This window comes from Corynebacterium sp. MSK195, assembly GCF_030228885.1.
Lineage (GTDB): Bacteria > Actinomycetota > Actinomycetes > Mycobacteriales > Mycobacteriaceae > Corynebacterium.
Map to the genome: position 1 here is coordinate 35153 of NZ_JASPGT010000002.1, position 15205 is coordinate 50357.

Here is a 15205-nt window from a genome sequence, read left to right on the forward strand (position 1 = left end):
AGGCGAATGCCGCCCCGCAGCGTTCATTGCTTCGCCGCGGGGCGGCTTTGGTGTATCTGCGTACTTAGAAGCTTTCGAGCCAGGCGGCGTGCACGCGGGCGTCGCCATTTTCTTCTGGGTGGAAGCTCAGCGCCGTCACGCGGCCTTGGCGCACGCCGACCACCGCGTCGCCGTTTTCACCCGGCACCGTCGCGATGACCTCGACGCCCTCGCCCACGCGGGTGACCAGCGGCGCGCGAATGAAACTCGCCGCAATGTCGAGCGTTTCCTCGCCCGCCGTCACAGGAACCGTGCGCTCTTCGGAAAAGCGCTGGTTGCCAAAGGCATTGCGCCGCACGGTCACGTCCAACAGCCCCAGGGTTTGCTGCCCCGGCGCGGGGTTTTCCAGCTCGCGGGCGCAATAAATGAGCCCCGCGCAGGTCGCGAGCACCGGCAATCCTGCGGCCGCGGCATCGCGCAGCGGCTCGGCCAGCCCGAAGCTGCGCGCCAGCTTGTCGATGACACTCGACTCGCCGCCCGGAATCACCAACCCGTCGAGCCCGTCCAAGTCGCGCGGCACCCGCACCCGGCGCGTCGCCACACCGAGCACGTCCAGAATGCGCAGGTGCTCCTCGACGCCGCCCTGCAGCGCCAGCACCCCGACGGTGGCTACCATCCGCGCTCGGCCAGACGGTGCGGTGCAGGCACGTCGTTGACGTTGATGCCCACCATCGCCTCGCCCAGGCCGCGGGAAAGCTTAGCGAGCTCAGCAGGGTCGTCGTAAAGCGTGGCGGCCTTCACGATAGCCTCCGCGCGGGCCGCCGGGTTGCCGGACTTGAAGATGCCGGAGCCGACGAAGACGCCTTCGGCGCCCATCTGGCGGACAAGGGCGGCGTCGGCAGGCGTGGCCACACCACCGGCAACGAAGAGCACGACTGGGAGCTTGCCGGTCTCCGCAACCTCGGCGACCAGGTCATACGGGGCCTGCAGCTCCTTGGCCGCGACATAAAGCTCGTCTCGGTCCAGGTGGCGCAGGCGCGCAATCTCGGCCTTAATCGTGCGCAGGTGCTTCACGGCCTCGGAGACGTCGCCGGTGCCGGCCTCGCCCTTGGAACGAATCATGGCCGCGCCCTCGGTGATGCGGCGCAGCGCCTCACCCAGGTTGGTGGCGCCGCACACGAACGGCACGTCGAAATCCCACTTATTGATGTGGTTGACGTAATCGGCCGGGCTGAGCACCTCGGACTCATCAATGAAGTCCACACCCAGCTCGCCCAGGATCTGCGCCTCTACAAAGTGGCCGATACGGGCCTTGGCCATGACCGGGATATTCACGGCCTCGACGATGCCCTCGATAAGCTCCGGATCAGACATGCGGGCCACGCCGCCTTGCGCGCGGATATCGGCCGGCACGCGCTCCAGCGCCATCACGGCCGACGCGCCCGCGTCCTCCGCAATGCGCGCCTGCTCCGGCGTGACGACGTCCATGATGACGCCGCCCTTCAACATATCGGCCAGTCCTCGCTTCACGCGTGTGGTAGCGCGTCCTTGTTCATTTACCTGTTCAGTCATAGGTGCCATAGTGACCCACACAAGTGGTACAAGACAAGAGCCATTTTCAGCGTGTTGGATTAGACCACTTATGATGGGCCCGTGCCCCTTCGCCTCGATCCCTCTGATACGCGGCCGCTGCCCGTGCAAATCGCCGCAGCCCTGCGCGCCCAGGTTGCCGCCGGCGTCCTCCTGCCCGGCGAGCGCGTTCCCTCGACCCGCCACTTGGCTTCGCAGCTCGGCATTTCCCGAGGCAGCGTGGTCACCGCCTACGACCAACTCACGGCCGAGGGCTACCTCACCGCCGAGGTTGGCTCCGGCACCATCATCAACCCACTGCTCCCCCACGCGCGTGCCCCACGGCCGGAGCCAGCCCCCGAACCGGCCGCTGAGCCCGAACTGGTGTCGCTGACACCAGGCCTGCCCGACACCGCCGGCATCCTCACCCCTGAATGGAGGGCCGCTTGGCGTACGGCGGCCGTCGACCCCTCCGGCGATCTGCCCCGCGAGGTCGCGGCCCACCTGCGCCACATGCGCGGGCTCACTGTGGACCCGGCCTGCGTGCTCATCACCGCCGGCGCCCGCGACGGCCTCTCCGTGCTCCTGCGCGCCCTCGGCCGCCAGTTGCGCGTAGGCGTGGAATCCCCCGGCTACCCCAGCCTGCGCCGCGTGCCCCACGCGCTCGGCCATACGTTGGTGGAAATCCCCACCGGCCCCGATGGCGTCACCGTCCCCGCGGCCGATCTCGACGCCCTCATTGTCACCCCCAGCCACCAATACCCCTACGGCGGCTCGCTGCCCGCAGCCCGGCGCGCCGAACTCGTCGAATGGGCCCGCACACACGACGCCCTCCTCATCGAGGACGACTTCGACTCCGAACTGCGCTACGTCGGCCAGCCGCTGCCCGCCCTGGCCGCACTCGCCCCGGAACGCACCGTGCTGCTGGGTACCTTCTCCTCGGTCATCTCCCCCTCCATTGCCTGCGGCTACCTCGTCGTCCCACCGCGCCTGCGCCCGGCCGTGGACCGCGTGCGCGAAGTCTTCGGCCAACCCGTCGGCGCCATCCCTCAGGCCGCACTCGCCCACTACCTTGCCAGCGGCGCTTTACGACGCCACACCGGCCGCATGCGCCGCACCTATAAACGCCGCCGCAACCTAGTGGCCGAAACGCTCGGCACCATCGAAGGCGCGCAACTCCTCCCCATTCACGGCGGCCTTCACGCGGTATTGCTGTGTGCCCCGGCCGTGGTCCCCCGCGCCGCCGCCCGCGGCATCAAGCTCACCCCGCTGCGCGATTATTGGGGCGGCGCCGACGCCGAAGATGGCGTCGTCCTCGGCTTCGGCCACCTTAGCGACACCGAGCTGCGCACGAGCCTCACCGCGGTCGCGGCTGCATTAGGAGAGTGATACCGTAACCCCAAAGACCATAAAAGAAAGGTAATACATGTCTATCGGCATCTGGGAACTCGCACTCATTCTTCTTTTCATCGTCGTGGCCGCCGGGGTCGTTGCGCTCATTACACGAATCTCCCGTGGCAACGACAAGAGCCACCACGCCGCCGATAATCCCCAAAATCACGACCGCCACTCCTAGCCCAACTGACCGCTTGGTCTATTTTTATTCTCGCTCCTGCCAGCGGGTTTCACTAAACCTGTTCGCAAGACATACCGCTTGGTCTAGTCTTGCCAAGCATGACGACGAAATACGATAACTCCAATTCCAACTGGTCCTTCGCTACCCGCTCCGTACACGCGGGCCAAAACCTCGACGGGCACCACAACGCCCGCAACGTGCCGATTTACCAGACCACTTCCTACGTCTTTAACGACGCCGAGCATGCGGCCAACCGCTTCAATCTTTCTGACGCCGGCCCCATCTACACCCGCCTGACCAACCCCACCCAGGACGCGCTGGAAGAACGCCTCGCCTCCCTCGAGGGCGGCGTCGCGGCCGTCGCCTTCGCTTCGGGCCAAGCCGCCGAGACCGCGGCCATTTTGAACCTCGCCTCGGCCGGCGACCACATCGTGACCTCCCCGCGCCTCTACGGCGGCACCTCCACCCTCTTTACCGTCACGCTCAAGCGCCTAGGCATCGACGTCACCCTCGTCGAGGACCCGGACGACCCGCAGTCCTGGCAGGACGCCGTCCAGCCAAATACCAAGGCCTTCTACGGCGAGACCTTTGGCAACCCCGTGGCCGATGTCCTCGATATCCCGGCCATAGCCGAGGTCGCCCACAACAACCAGGTCCCGCTCATCGTGGATAACACCATCGCCACCGCCGCCCTCGCCCGGCCGCTGGACCTCGGCGCGGACATCGTCGTGGTGTCCACCACCAAGTTCTACACCGGAAATGGCTCGGCCATCGGCGGCGCGATTATCGACGGCGGCTCCTTCGACTGGACCGTCACCCGCAACGGCGAGCCCGTATTCCCCTACTTCGTCACCCCGGATGAGGCCTACCACGGCCTGAAGTACGCCGATCTCGGAGCCCCAGCCTTCGCGCTCAAGGCCCGCGCCGGCCTGCTGCGCGATACCGGCGCCGCCATCTCCCCCTTCAACGCCTGGCTGACGCTGAATGGAATCGAGACGGTGGGGCTGCGCGTCGAAAAGCACAATGCCAATGCCCAGGCCGTTGCCGAGTACCTGGAAGGCCACGCCAAGGTCACCAAGGTCAACTACGCCGGCCTGGATTCTTCGCCGTATAAGGCCACCAAGGAAAAGCTCGGCTACGCCTACACCGGCTCCGTGCTCTCCTTCGACATCGACGGCGGCCGCGAGGAAGCCTGGGCGTTTATCGACGCCCTCAAGCTCCACTCCAACCTCGCCAATATCGGCGATACCCGCTCCCTGGCCGTGCACCCGGCAACCACTACGCACTCCCAGTCCGACGAGCCTGCGCTTGCCGCGGCCGGCATCACCCAGTCCACCATCCGTCTGTCCGTTGGCATCGAGCACATCGATGACATCATCGCGGACCTCGAGCTGGGCTTTAGCGCGCTGGCATGAAGCTAGTTAGCATCGGCGACTTCCACACCGAAGCCGGCGCCACGCTTGCCGACGCCCACATTGCCTACCACCGCTTCGGCCACCTCCTCGGCGATCCCCACGGCCGCAATAACGTCATTGTGGTTGAACACGCCTTGACCGGTGATTCGAATGTGGCCGAGTGGTGGGCCGATCTGGTCGGCCCCGGCAAGGCGCTAGATACGACGAAGTGGTGCGTTATCGCCACCAACGCACTGGGCGGCTGCGGCGGCTCCACCGGCCCTGCCTCCCCGCACCCAGACGACGGCCGCGCCTGGGGCTCGCGCTTCCCCGCGCTGTCGGTGCGCGACCTCGTTGCGGCCGAGCGCGCCGCGCTCCGCGAGCTCGGCATCACCCACGTCCACGCCATCATTGGCGGTTCGATGGGCGGCGCGCGCACGCTGGAGTGGACGCTGATGTACCCCGAGGCCGTTGATGCGGCCTGCATCATTGCCGTATCGGCCCGCGCTTCCGCCTGGCAGATTGGCATCCAGTCGGCGCAAATCGCGGCCATCGAGCAGGATTCCTTCTGGCATGGCGGAGACTACTACGCCTCCGCGCAGCGCCCGCGCGAGGGGCTGGCGGCCGCGCGTCGCATTGCACACCTGACGTATCGCGGCGAGCAGGAAATCGACGAGCGCTTCGGCGTCCAGGCCCAGACCGGCGAGAATCCGCTCGGGCCCTACCGGCGCCGCAATGAGCGCTTTGCCGTCAACTCCTACCTCGACTATCAGGGCATCAAGCTGGCCGATCGCTTTGACGCCGGCTCCTACGTCACCCTCACCGAGGCGCTCAACCGCCACGATATCGGCCGCGGCCGCGGCGGCCTCAACCGCGCGCTGGGCTCATCGGAGGTGCCGACCATGGTCGTCGGCGTGGACACGGATATCTTGTACCCGTATCACCAGCAAGAACACATCTCGCGCAACCTCGGCAACCTGCTGGCAATGGCGAAGGTTGTCTCCCCGGTAGGACACGACGCCTTCCTCACCGAGTCACGCCAGATGGATCGCATCCTCCGAAACTTCCTCACGCTTTCCCAACCGGACCCGAGCATCGATTCTGCGACAGGCGATCCCACCGAGTACTCGATTTAAAGGCTAGCTGCATCTGCGATCGCCAAAACCGCGCAGCGCGCACTAGCTATAAGCGGTGCGGCACGCTGCGCTGGTCCTATGGCCAGTCGTGGCGAGCAGAGACGGGACGGGGCTCAGCCGTCTTCGGGCGGTGAGGCCCAGGGCGGGCGCCAGACGATACCTTCGCCGGGGCGGCGCTCAAGCCGGCCGCGGCGCGGCGGCGCATTGGGGTCATCATCATTGACCCCGTTGTGATACTTGCAGGCCATGGTGAGGTTTTCGGGATTTGTGCCCCCACCGAGCAACCACGGGGTGAGGTGGTGGACTTGGCATTCATCCGCTGGCGTATGGCAGTCGGGCCACGGGCACACAGGATTTTCCGCCATCGCCATCTGGCGTTGCTTCCATGTAGCCCGGCGCCGCGATTGATAGAGGTTTACGGGGCCGGTGACGGGGTGGATGAGGGTGATAAGGCCGACGTCGGCAAGCTCGCGACGGGCAAGGTCCGCACCGGAGATTTGCGCGCCATTGGTCAGCTGCAGGGTGACGTCCTCGCCGTGGGTAACTTTGACCATCTCATTGAGGGTGAGGACCACGTTGGTGGTGATTGTGGAGGCGGCGGCACCCTGAGCAAAGACGCGGCGAGCATCGGCGACGGTGGAGACATGGTTATTAATCTCTGCCACCAGTTCGGACTCGGCGGTAATGGTCAGCGTCCACAGGTCGTCGCGGCGGCGGGTCAGGCGCACGCCCTCAGAGCGCTTAGTAGTACGCTCCTCGCGCACTAGGCGGCGGGCGCGCTTTTCAATCTCGCTGCTAGCAACGCGCAGGGCGCAGAGTTCCTCGCGCAGTGCCCAGGCCCCACGCTGGGTTTTCATCTTCTGGGCGTAGTGCTCGATGATTTTTAGCGCGTCGAGCGGCAGCGTGGTGCGGCGGGCGGTGCGCTGCTTGGCGCGAAAGGAGGTGCGGCCGAAGTAGGTATCGGCAAGGCGGGCGAACTCGGCGGCTTCGCGGTCGCTAAAGCCCTTATCGACGAGCTCTTCTACCGACAGCCCAGCACACTCCTCGATGAGCACCATCGGGGAGTTCACGGCTGTCAGGTAGGTCGAAATCATGGCCCCGAGCCTAAGTGGGCCGCGCAACCCGGCGCGCGGTGGCGGGCGCTGGCCTGTGGATAACCGCCGGAACTACACCTTGTGGGGCCCAGATGGGTGATGGTTCTACAAAAAGCCTGTGGATAACTAGCTGCCGAGCGAGTCCACGGAGAAGGCCAGAAAAGCCATCACGGCGCCGAGCAGGCCGGTAAAGCAGGCGTCGAAGCGGCGCGAGCGCACCGCCAGCACGCCGACGCGGCTGGAATCGCAGGTAAGCCGGACCACGGTGAGCCACAGCAGGGAGAGGCCGAGGAGGAACGTGGCCCGGCGCCAGTACTCGAAAACTGCGTAACCGCCGGAGACGACCACGCCGGCCACGAAGATGCCGATAGCCGCCCACTGCGCGGCGGGCGGCAGCGGGGAGGGCGCGAGGCCGGCGTCGTGCGGGTTGTCTAGATTCACGCCAACTTTTCCGCGCGCTCGACGATATTGCGCACCAAGAAGGCACGGGTCAGCGGGCCGACGCCGCCCGGGTTCGGCGAGACGAATCCGGCCTTGTCCCAGCAGTCTGGGTGGATGTCGCCGGTGAGCTTGCCGTCGACGCGGGAGACTCCGACGTCGAGAAGCGCGGCGCCTTCCTTAATCATGTCCGCAGTGAGCATGTGGGGCTGGCCGGCGGCGGCGATGACGATATCGGCCTCGCGGGTCTCGGCGGCCAGGTCCTTGGTACCGGTGTGGCAGAGGGTGACGGTGGAGTTCTCGCTGCGGCGGGTAAGCATCAGGCCAATGGGGCGACCCACGGTCACGCCGCGGCCGATGACCACGGTCTTGGCGCCGTCAAGCTCAACACCGAAACGGCGCAGCAGGTGCAGGCAGCCGTTCGGGGTGCAGGGCAGCGGCGCGTCCTCGTTGAGCACGAGCTTGCCCAGGTTGACCGGGTGCAGGCCATCGGCGTCCTTTTCGGGGTCGATGCGCTCGAGGATGGCGTTTTCATCCAGGTGCTTGGGCAACGGGAGCTGGACGATGTAGCCGGTGCAGGCGTCATCGGCGTTGAGCTCATCGATAACAGCCTCGAGTTCTTCCTGCGTGATATCGGCAGGCAAGTCCTTGCGGATGGAGTTGATGCCGAGCTTTTCGCAGTCGCGGTGCTTCATCTTCACGTAGGACTGGGAGCCGGGGTCCTCGCCGACCAGGACGGTGGCGAGGCCGGGCGTAATCCCCTTGTCCTTCAGCGCGGCCACGCGCTGGGCGAGGTCGGCGAAAATCTCGTCGCGGTACAGTGTGCCATCTAGTTTGGTAGCGCTCATAGCCACCATCCTAGACTGAAGGCATGAGCCAGCTGCACATTGTCTTTGATAACCCGGTCATTCCTACTAATACGGGCAACGCCATCCGCACGGCCGCGGTGACGGGCGCGAGCCTGCACCTGATTGAGCCGCTGGGCTTTAATTTCGACGATAAGCACTTAAAGCGCGCTGGACTGGATTATCACGATCTGGCCGATGTGCAGATTCACAAGGATTTTCAGGCCTGCATGGATGCGCTGCCGGGCGCGCGCGTCTTCGCGTTTACCACGCATACGGATAAGTGGTTTACGGATATCGAATACCAGGAGGGCGATGTCTTGCTTTTCGGCACGGAGCCGACCGGCCTGCCGGAGGAGCATATTAACCATCCGCGCGTGACGGACCGCGTGCGCATTCCGATGGTGCCGGCTAGGCGCTCGATGAACCTGTCGAATTCGGCGTCGACGGCCGTATTCGAAGCGTGGCGCCAGCTGGGATTTAACGGGGCGGTTTAAGCCCTGGCAGCTGGCGGGAGCGCAGGCGCGCAAGGAGTGCGGTGGCGTCGGCAAGCGTGAGGTTGCGCGCGGCCATGCGCACGGGCCCCTGGACTAGGTCGAGATCGACGGTGGCTAGGCCGAGCGCCTGGGAAATCGGCCCGCGGCGGTAGGTTAGCTCCTGGATATGGGAGGTATGGATGGCCTTGACGCGGCGGTTGAGCCGGCCGTTGCGCACGATGACGTAGTCGCCGGTGAGCGCGACGGTTTGCTGGCGGTAGTCCAGCGGGGAGACCCACTTGGCGCGGGCCGGCGAGGCGTAGGTGGGGGCGGCGTCGGCCGGGAGGAATTGCCGAGCTTGGGCGAGGGTGCCCACCGGCAGGATGCGGGTGGAGCCAGAAGCCTTGCCGCTTGCCGACGCCCCATATCCCGCCACCGACACCCTCACCTCGTACCAGCCCAACGGCCGCCAGAGGAACGGCTGGGTAATTTGCACGGCGTGGATGCGGTCAAGGCGGATGCTTTGGCGGCGGCGATCGGCCAGGCCGTAGGTGATGTTGAGGACCTCGCCGTCGGTGCGGGCGGTGTAGCGCCAGGAAGAATCGAGCACGTTCCAGACGTTGGGTATCGCGCCGACGAGGATGGGCAGCGCGGTCGACAGCGGTAGCCGGGTGACCACGACGACGATGAGGAAACCGACGAGGAAAAGCGTGGAGGCGCGCAGCGCGGCCGCCATAAGGGAGCGCGCGATGGGGATTTCGGGCACGAGGGCTGGTTCTTCGGCCGGTTCGGCGGGTGTGTGGGCGCCGGTCGCGTCGACGGCGGTTGCGTCGATGTCAGTGTCCGCGGCCGGTGCGGGAGCGCCGTGAACGCGGGCGAGGATGTCCCCTCGCAGGGCTTCGGCGTCGGCCTTTTTGAGGTAGGCGATTTCGATGACGGATGATTGGCCGCCGGCGGTTTCTACGCGCACGGCCGCTAGCCGGAAAAGGCGTGCGATGACGGGTTCGACGACGTCGACGGCCTGGGTGCGGTCATAGCGCGCGGTGCGTAATTGGGTGGAAAAGAGTCCACGGCGCAGGGAGAGCTCGTCCCCGCCGAGCTGATAGCCCATGCGGCGCCACCATAGGCCGGAGGCGAGCCACACGACCGCGCAGACCGCAACGAACCCGGCGAGCGCAAGGGCGGTATCGCGCAGGGCCTCGCCGCGGTGCTCGCCAGTGATGAAGGCGAAGATATCGCGCAAGGCCTCCAGGTTGACGTTGAGGGCGAAGGCCGCGATGAGAGCCAGGATCACTGACCACAGGCGCAGCAGCGGGGTGAGGCGGTGGACGCGTTGATACTGCGGTTGGGTGTTGGACTGGGCGCTCATAGGCCGCTCATCCGTTCGCGGGCTTGGTGGGCAAGGCGGGTGCGGAGGGCGTCGGCAAGCGGGGCTTCCAGGCCCTTGATGGTGGCGTCCGTGCTGGCTGAGGCCGTGTGGAGCTGCAGCTTTTTCAGCCCGAGGGCGCGGTCGATGGGCCCGGAGGTCACGTCGACGAATTGGATGCGGCCGTAGGGCACCACGGTGAAGGAATGCCAAAGCTTGCCGCGAGTGATAAGCAGCTCATCGTCGGTCTCGAGCCAGCCCATGTTGCGCACCTGGGCGGGGATGAGCCAGAGCAGCCAGAAGAATAGGGCGACGAAAAGCCCGGCCGCCCAGTAGAACCACGGGGTCCACCAAAAGCCCGCCGCAGCGGCAGCCGCCGCGAGCAGAAACATCCAGCTCAGGTGGTGGATATAGCGCGAGGTCACAAGGCGCGGCGAGACGGGATTCATTTCTTCGCTCATAGCTATTGACAGTATCAATCGAGCCCACCCCTTGCGCTACTTATCGTTACTCGATATTATCGAATTACGACAACATCGAAAGTCGATAAGGAATCGACGGAAAGGATTGTCATGACCGCCCCACAACCCACCCCCAAAGCCGAGCGTCGTGAAATTAACGCGGCGGCCAGCATCACCCTCGTTGCCATCATCATCCTCGGACCCACCTACCTGCGCGACCTTGCCACCGGACATTTTTCCACCGCACTGAGCGCGGCCGTTCCGGAAGGCTTGAGCAAGCATAACCTCGACGGCGGACCGTTCTGGCTACTTAGCGCGGCGCTCGCCGTCAAGATTGCGGCCATTTTAATTATTGCGTTCTGTGCCTATCGCTTAGTCAAGCCGATGCTTCGCGGGCAGGTGTTTAATACGAAAAATATCCGCCCCCTGAACGGAATGACCATTGGCATCTTCGTGTGGTTCATCGGGCGCTTCGTACTCGAAGGCCTGGGCAATAACTGGGCTTCCTCGCAACTCGGCATCGACTGGTGGGCCAGCCAGGACGGAACGACATTCGGCGACCTTGCCCTCCCCTACCTTTTCGTCTGCACCTTGCAGCTCTTCTCAGTCGCCATCCAGCGCGGCTGCAAGCTGGAAGAAGAGGTGGACGGCCTTGTCTGAGACACCAGAACCCCAAGTGATCTGCCATCTCGACCAAATCATGAAAGAGCGCGGCATCACCGGTGCAGCCCTCGCCAAAGAAGTAGGCATCACGCCAGTTAACCTCTCCGTATTGAAGAACAATCGTGCCAAAGCCGTACGCTTTAGCACCCTCGCAGCACTGTGTGCGGCACTGGACTGCCAGCCGGGCGACATTTTCGGCGTCGAATAACAACCCTTGCCAGGGTGTTGGGTTTATGCAATACTTTGACTCATGTCCCCAAAGAAGAAGCCCTCCGCACCCATTTATAACCGGGTACGCGTGCTGCGCGCCGAGCGGGACATGTCGCGCGCGCAGCTGGCTGAGGCCATCGACGTCAACCCTCAGACCGTCGGCGCGCTTGAGCGCGGCGACCACTCGCCCAGCCTGGACTTAGCCTTCCGCGTCTGTGAGGTCTTTGACCTCCCCGTGGAGGCTATTTTTTCCCGCCAGGAATTTGCCCCTATGTCCACTGAAATCTATAGGAAGAATTCCTAATGGCTACCACAATTCCCGCCTCTGTTTCCCGCCGCAAGCACTTGATCCTAGCCGGCGATATTTTCCTCGGCCTGGCCATCGTGGCGGCGGCCCTGCACTTCTTCGCGCTTGGCTTGTCTAATCTGCTGTGGCCGATAGCCGGCATTGCGGCGACCACGTGCACCACGTGGCTGCGCCAGTCCATTCGGCACCTCGACGTTCCCACTACGGAAATGGATGAGTACGAGCTGCGCCTGCATACCGACGCCCGCGACAAAGGCCTGAAAACCGCATTGGCCACGGCCATAGTGCTCTTCCTCGTCGCCGGCGCCACGGCATTTGGGCTGCGCTTCTCCGGCGCGGAGCAGGTTGCGGTGGAGGAAGCGACCTCGGGGGCTAATATCGCCATCTTCTTTGCCAAGCTCATCTATATCCAGCTGCTGTGGATTCCGTTTGCGGTAGCCAAGGAATTGGCCAATAAGCTCAACGCGGACGAGCTGCGCAGCGGCGGCAACTAGCGGAAGTCGCGGGAGCCGCGGGAGAGGAATTCCCCAAAGTCCAGCGGCTCGAGCTTATCTGCGACCACGCTGACCGCGCCGGTGGCATTTTGTACGATGCCGCGGATGATCATTGCCCGGGCGGTGCGGGCCAGAACTTTGTGCCGCGACCACAATCCGGGTGAGACCATCACGTTCATCAGGCCGGTTTCATCCTCGACGCCCAAAAAGGTCAGGCCAGAAGCAGTACGTGGGCGCTGGCGGTGAGTAATAATGCCGGCGATGCGCACGCGGGTGCCATCGGGGACATGAGGGAGCTGGGAGGCGGGGAGGACGTCGGCAAGCGAAGCACGCACCAGCTCCATCGGCTGCTGGTTATGGGTCACGCCGGTGGCGGCGACGTCGGTAGCCATGAGCTCAAACGCGGACATACCGGGCAGGTGCGGCGAGGCCAGGGCGGACGTACCGGGCAGCATGCCCTCACGCTCGGTGGCGGCGACGCCAGCCTGCCACAGCGCTTGGCGACGATCCAGCCCCAGGCACTCCAATGCCCCGGCCGTAGCCAGCGCCTCCACCTGCTCCACGCTGAGATCCGCCCGGCGCGAAAGATCAGACACGCTAGTAAAAGGCGCGGCCGCCTCCACGCGCTCGGCAGCGGACTCCCCTAGACCCTTGATGAGGTTAAGGCCCAAGCGAATCTCGGCCGAGCCCGTCGCGCGGGCCTGGGCGCCGGAGTCATTAATGCTTACCGGCAGCACCCGCACGCCGTGGCGCCGAGCATCCTGGATGAGCGACTGCGGGGAATAGAACCCCATCGGCTGCGCGCGCAGCAACCCCACGCAGAATTCCGCCGGGTAGTGGTACTTAAACCACGCGGAAAAATACACCAGCGAGGCAAAGGACTGCGAGTGCGATTCCGGAAAACCATAGGCGGCGAAGGCCACGATTTTTGCCCAAAGCTTATCCGCTACCTCACCCTCAATACCGTTGGTCTCGCGCAGGCCGGCAAAGAAGCGGCTGCGCAGCGCGGCCATCTTTTCCGGGGAGCGCTTCGAGCCCATGGCGCGGCGCAGGTCATCGGCCTCGGCACCGGAGAAGCCGGCGGCGTCGACAGCGATCTGCATCAGCTGTTCTTGGAAGAGCGGGATGCCCAGGGTTTTGCCCAGGGATTTCTCCAACACGGGATGGTCATAGGTGACCTCCTCCAAGCCATCGCGGCGGCGCAGGTAGGGATGCACGGACCCGCCTTGGATGGGGCCGGGCCGAATAAGCGCGACCTCGACCACCAAGTCAAAGAAGCGGCGCGGCTTCAGACGCGGCAGCGTGGCTAGCTGCGCACGGGATTCCACCTGGAAGACGCCCACCGCATCGGCGCGGCAGAGCATGTCATAGACCTCCGGCTCGGCAAGGTCGAGCTCCCACAGGTGCACCTCGCGGCCGGTGGTGGCGCGCACGGCATCGATCATGTGGTGCAGCGCCTCCAACATGCCCAGGCCCAAGAGATCGAATTTCACCAGGCCGGCGGCCGCGCAATCGTCCTTATCCCACTGCAATACGGAACGATTTTCCATGCGCGCCCATTCCATGGGCACGACGTCCGCAATGGGCCGGTCACATAGCACCATGCCGCCGGAGTGGATGCCCAGGTGGCGTGGCTGGCCGAGGAATTGCTCAGCCAAAGAGGAGACGTCGGCAGGCGGCTCAGAGGTACCTTTCGACCACGCATCGGCCGATCCCTGCGGGTAGCCCAACGCGCGGGCGGCATCGCGGGTCGCCCCCTTGCGGCGATAGGTAATGACATTAGCCACTTGCGCCGCGCGTTCCCGGCCGTGGGTGCGATACACGTACTGGATAACCTCTTCGCGGCGGCCGGACTCGATGTCGATATCAATATCGGGAGGGCCATCACGGTCTGGGGAGAGAAAACGCTCGAAAAGCAGCTGCGCGGAGATGGGCTCGGCATTGGTAATGCCCAGCGCGAAGCACACCGCAGAGTTGGCGGCCGAGCCGCGACCTTGGCACAGAATATTCTCGCGGCGGCAAAAATCCACCAGGTCGCACACGATCAGGAAGTAGCCGGGGAAGCCCAGCTGCTTGATGACGCCCAGCTCATGCCGAATCTGTTTCCTTGCCGCCTGCCTAATCTCGGCCGGGCGCGAAACATAGCGGTCCTTGGCGCGGCGCCAGACCTCGTGCTCCAGCCAGCTCATTTCGGTGTACCCCTCCGGCACCGGAAAATGCGGCAGGTTGGGCGCGAGGGCACCCCAGGTAAAGGAGCACTCGCGGGCGAGCGCCACGGTTGCGGCGATGAGCTCCGGCCGATCCGGCAAGAGTTGCGCCATCTGCTCGCCGGATCGCAGCCAGCCTGCACCCATGGGGTGGGCGTGCGGCGCGGCGGCCGCGAGGGATTCGCGCCGGGCCAGGGCACGCTTGGCGGCGGCGAGCCGAGTTTGGCCGCGGGTCGCGGCCGCGGGCCGTGCGGTTGCGATGGCCCGCAGGTTATTGTATTTATCGAGGAAACGATGCTGATCCGCATCCTCGGGGGACATGCTGCACGAATATTCGAGAACTATGCTGTCTATTTTTATTCTTTCGAGCAAGTTATCGATTTCTGCTAGCGCCTCCGGCCCCACCAGAAAGAAGCACTCCCCTTCCAGTTCGCGCGCCACTTCATCCAAGGACGGATAAGCCACGCGATCCTTCTCCCCGGCTTCCATCCGGGCGCGCGCAATGAGGCGCGACAGACGGCGATACCCCTCCGGAGTGCGCGCTAGGACGGTCACCGAACCCTCCGCGAGCGATAGCTCCGCACCATATACAGCCGGAAGGTCCGCTTTAGCTGCGGCTTCAGCAAATTTCATGAGTCCATAAAAACCATCGCGGTCCACGATGGCCAGCCCCTCAAGCCCCAGCTCCACAGCCCGGGCCACCAGTTCCTCCGGCTCGGCGGCGCCATCAAGAAAACTATAGGAACTTACCGCATGCAGCTCCGCAAAGGGCACGGCGGAGTGACCGCGCTGGGCAGGAACCGTTGGTCCGTGAAGGTGATCCACCGGCACGGGCGCAGCAGATTCACGGCCGGAGAGGATGCGCTCCACCCGCGACCACGACAGCGCCTTTCCGCCATTAAATTTCACTCCACACAGCGTAATATCGAATCATTGTTCTAGACAAGCCGGTGGGACGTGATGCTCGCAATAGACAAAGCGGTTCGTTGA

Annotated in this window: 17 protein-coding genes; 9 read left to right on the forward strand and 8 right to left on the reverse strand. The window is 64.8% G+C overall.

Annotation, left to right across the window (positions count from 1 at the left end):
* Positions 1 to 64: 64 nt before the first annotated feature.
* Positions 65 to 655 (reverse strand): pyridoxal 5'-phosphate synthase glutaminase subunit PdxT, encoded by a 591-nt coding sequence (gene pdxT, locus QP909_RS01970; protein WP_284765955.1) that lies wholly within the window; start codon positions 653 to 655, stop codon positions 65 to 67.
* Positions 649 to 1551, reverse strand: coding sequence for a pyridoxal 5'-phosphate synthase lyase subunit PdxS (gene pdxS, locus QP909_RS01975; RefSeq protein WP_284765956.1), 903 nt, complete (start codon positions 1549 to 1551; stop codon positions 649 to 651). The genes pdxT and pdxS overlap by 7 nt, the downstream gene beginning before the upstream one ends.
* Before the next feature lie 81 nt (positions 1552 to 1632).
* Here pdxS and pdxR point away from each other — a divergent pair, with 81 nt between their 5' ends.
* The 4 genes from pdxR to metX all read left to right on the forward strand — a co-directional run bounded on the left by pdxR (position 1633) and on the right by metX (position 5654).
* Positions 1633 to 2937, forward strand: a complete 1305-nt coding sequence (gene pdxR, locus QP909_RS01980; RefSeq protein ID WP_284765957.1) for a MocR-like pyridoxine biosynthesis transcription factor PdxR — start codon at positions 1633 to 1635, stop codon at positions 2935 to 2937.
* A 37-nt stretch (positions 2938 to 2974) separates the two neighbouring features.
* Entirely contained in the window at positions 2975 to 3124 is a 150-nt protein-coding gene (locus QP909_RS01985) for a hypothetical protein (RefSeq protein ID WP_284765958.1), read from the forward strand.
* 98 nt (positions 3125 to 3222) lie between these two features.
* Complete coding sequence (locus QP909_RS01990; RefSeq protein ID WP_284765959.1) at positions 3223 to 4539, forward strand: O-acetylhomoserine/O-acetylserine sulfhydrylase; 1317 nt, start codon at positions 3223 to 3225, stop codon at positions 4537 to 4539.
* A complete protein-coding gene (gene metX, locus QP909_RS01995; RefSeq protein ID WP_284765960.1) occupies positions 4536 to 5654 on the forward strand; it encodes a homoserine O-acetyltransferase MetX in 1119 nt (372 codons plus the stop codon). The genes QP909_RS01990 and metX overlap by 4 nt, the downstream gene beginning before the upstream one ends.
* 113 nt (positions 5655 to 5767) lie before the next feature.
* Here the strand turns inward: metX and QP909_RS02000 are convergent, their stop codons facing one another.
* The 3 genes from QP909_RS02000 to QP909_RS02010 all read right to left on the reverse strand — a co-directional run bounded on the left by QP909_RS02000 (position 5768) and on the right by QP909_RS02010 (position 8034).
* Complete coding sequence (locus QP909_RS02000; protein ID WP_284765961.1) at positions 5768 to 6748, reverse strand: HNH endonuclease signature motif containing protein; 981 nt, start codon at positions 6746 to 6748, stop codon at positions 5768 to 5770.
* 126 nt (positions 6749 to 6874) lie between these two features.
* On the reverse strand, positions 6875 to 7189 hold the full coding sequence (locus QP909_RS02005) for a DUF3017 domain-containing protein (RefSeq protein WP_225745922.1): 315 nt from the start codon (positions 7187 to 7189) through the stop codon (positions 6875 to 6877).
* A complete protein-coding gene (locus tag QP909_RS02010; protein WP_150850691.1) occupies positions 7186 to 8034 on the reverse strand; it encodes a bifunctional methylenetetrahydrofolate dehydrogenase/methenyltetrahydrofolate cyclohydrolase in 849 nt (282 codons plus the stop codon). The genes QP909_RS02005 and QP909_RS02010 overlap by 4 nt, the downstream gene beginning before the upstream one ends.
* 23 nt (positions 8035 to 8057) lie before the next feature.
* On the opposite strand from QP909_RS02010, the gene QP909_RS02015 reads away from it, so the two are divergent.
* The gene (locus tag QP909_RS02015) at positions 8058 to 8528 is read left to right on the forward strand and encodes a tRNA (cytidine(34)-2'-O)-methyltransferase (RefSeq protein WP_005322648.1); all 471 of its coding nucleotides are present in this window, start codon (positions 8058 to 8060) and stop codon (positions 8526 to 8528) included.
* Here QP909_RS02015 and QP909_RS02020 read toward each other — a convergent pair.
* The gene (locus QP909_RS02020; protein WP_284765962.1) at positions 8512 to 9876 is read right to left on the reverse strand and encodes a PH domain-containing protein; all 1365 of its coding nucleotides are present in this window, start codon (positions 9874 to 9876) and stop codon (positions 8512 to 8514) included. The genes QP909_RS02015 and QP909_RS02020 overlap by 17 nt on opposite strands.
* Positions 9873 to 10334, reverse strand: coding sequence for a PH domain-containing protein (locus QP909_RS02025; protein ID WP_284765963.1), 462 nt, complete (start codon positions 10332 to 10334; stop codon positions 9873 to 9875). Before QP909_RS02025 ends, QP909_RS02020 begins: the two co-directional genes overlap by 4 nt.
* Positions 10335 to 10445: 111 nt before the next feature.
* Between QP909_RS02025 and QP909_RS02030 the strand changes: the two genes are divergently transcribed.
* The 4 genes from QP909_RS02030 to QP909_RS02045 are packed head-to-tail and all read left to right on the forward strand — an operon-like array spanning position 10446 to position 12008.
* Positions 10446 to 10994, forward strand: a complete 549-nt coding sequence (locus QP909_RS02030; protein WP_284765964.1) for a hypothetical protein — start codon at positions 10446 to 10448, stop codon at positions 10992 to 10994.
* Positions 10987 to 11205 carry a helix-turn-helix domain-containing protein gene (locus QP909_RS02035; protein WP_502868554.1) on the forward strand — a complete coding sequence of 73 codons (219 nt, stop codon included), beginning with the start codon at positions 10987 to 10989 and terminating at the stop codon, positions 11203 to 11205. Before QP909_RS02030 ends, QP909_RS02035 begins: the two co-directional genes overlap by 8 nt.
* A gap of 42 nt (positions 11206 to 11247) precedes the next feature.
* Positions 11248 to 11511 carry a helix-turn-helix transcriptional regulator gene (locus QP909_RS02040; RefSeq protein WP_005322660.1) on the forward strand — a complete coding sequence of 88 codons (264 nt, stop codon included), beginning with the start codon at positions 11248 to 11250 and terminating at the stop codon, positions 11509 to 11511.
* Complete coding sequence (locus QP909_RS02045; protein WP_284765965.1) at positions 11511 to 12008, forward strand: hypothetical protein; 498 nt, start codon at positions 11511 to 11513, stop codon at positions 12006 to 12008. The genes QP909_RS02040 and QP909_RS02045 overlap by 1 nt, the downstream gene beginning before the upstream one ends.
* On the opposite strand, the gene QP909_RS02050 is transcribed toward QP909_RS02045, so the two are convergent.
* Entirely contained in the window at positions 12005 to 15124 is a 3120-nt protein-coding gene (locus tag QP909_RS02050; protein ID WP_284765966.1) for an error-prone DNA polymerase, read from the reverse strand. The genes QP909_RS02045 and QP909_RS02050 overlap by 4 nt on opposite strands.
* Positions 15125 to 15205: the final 81 nt, after the last annotated feature.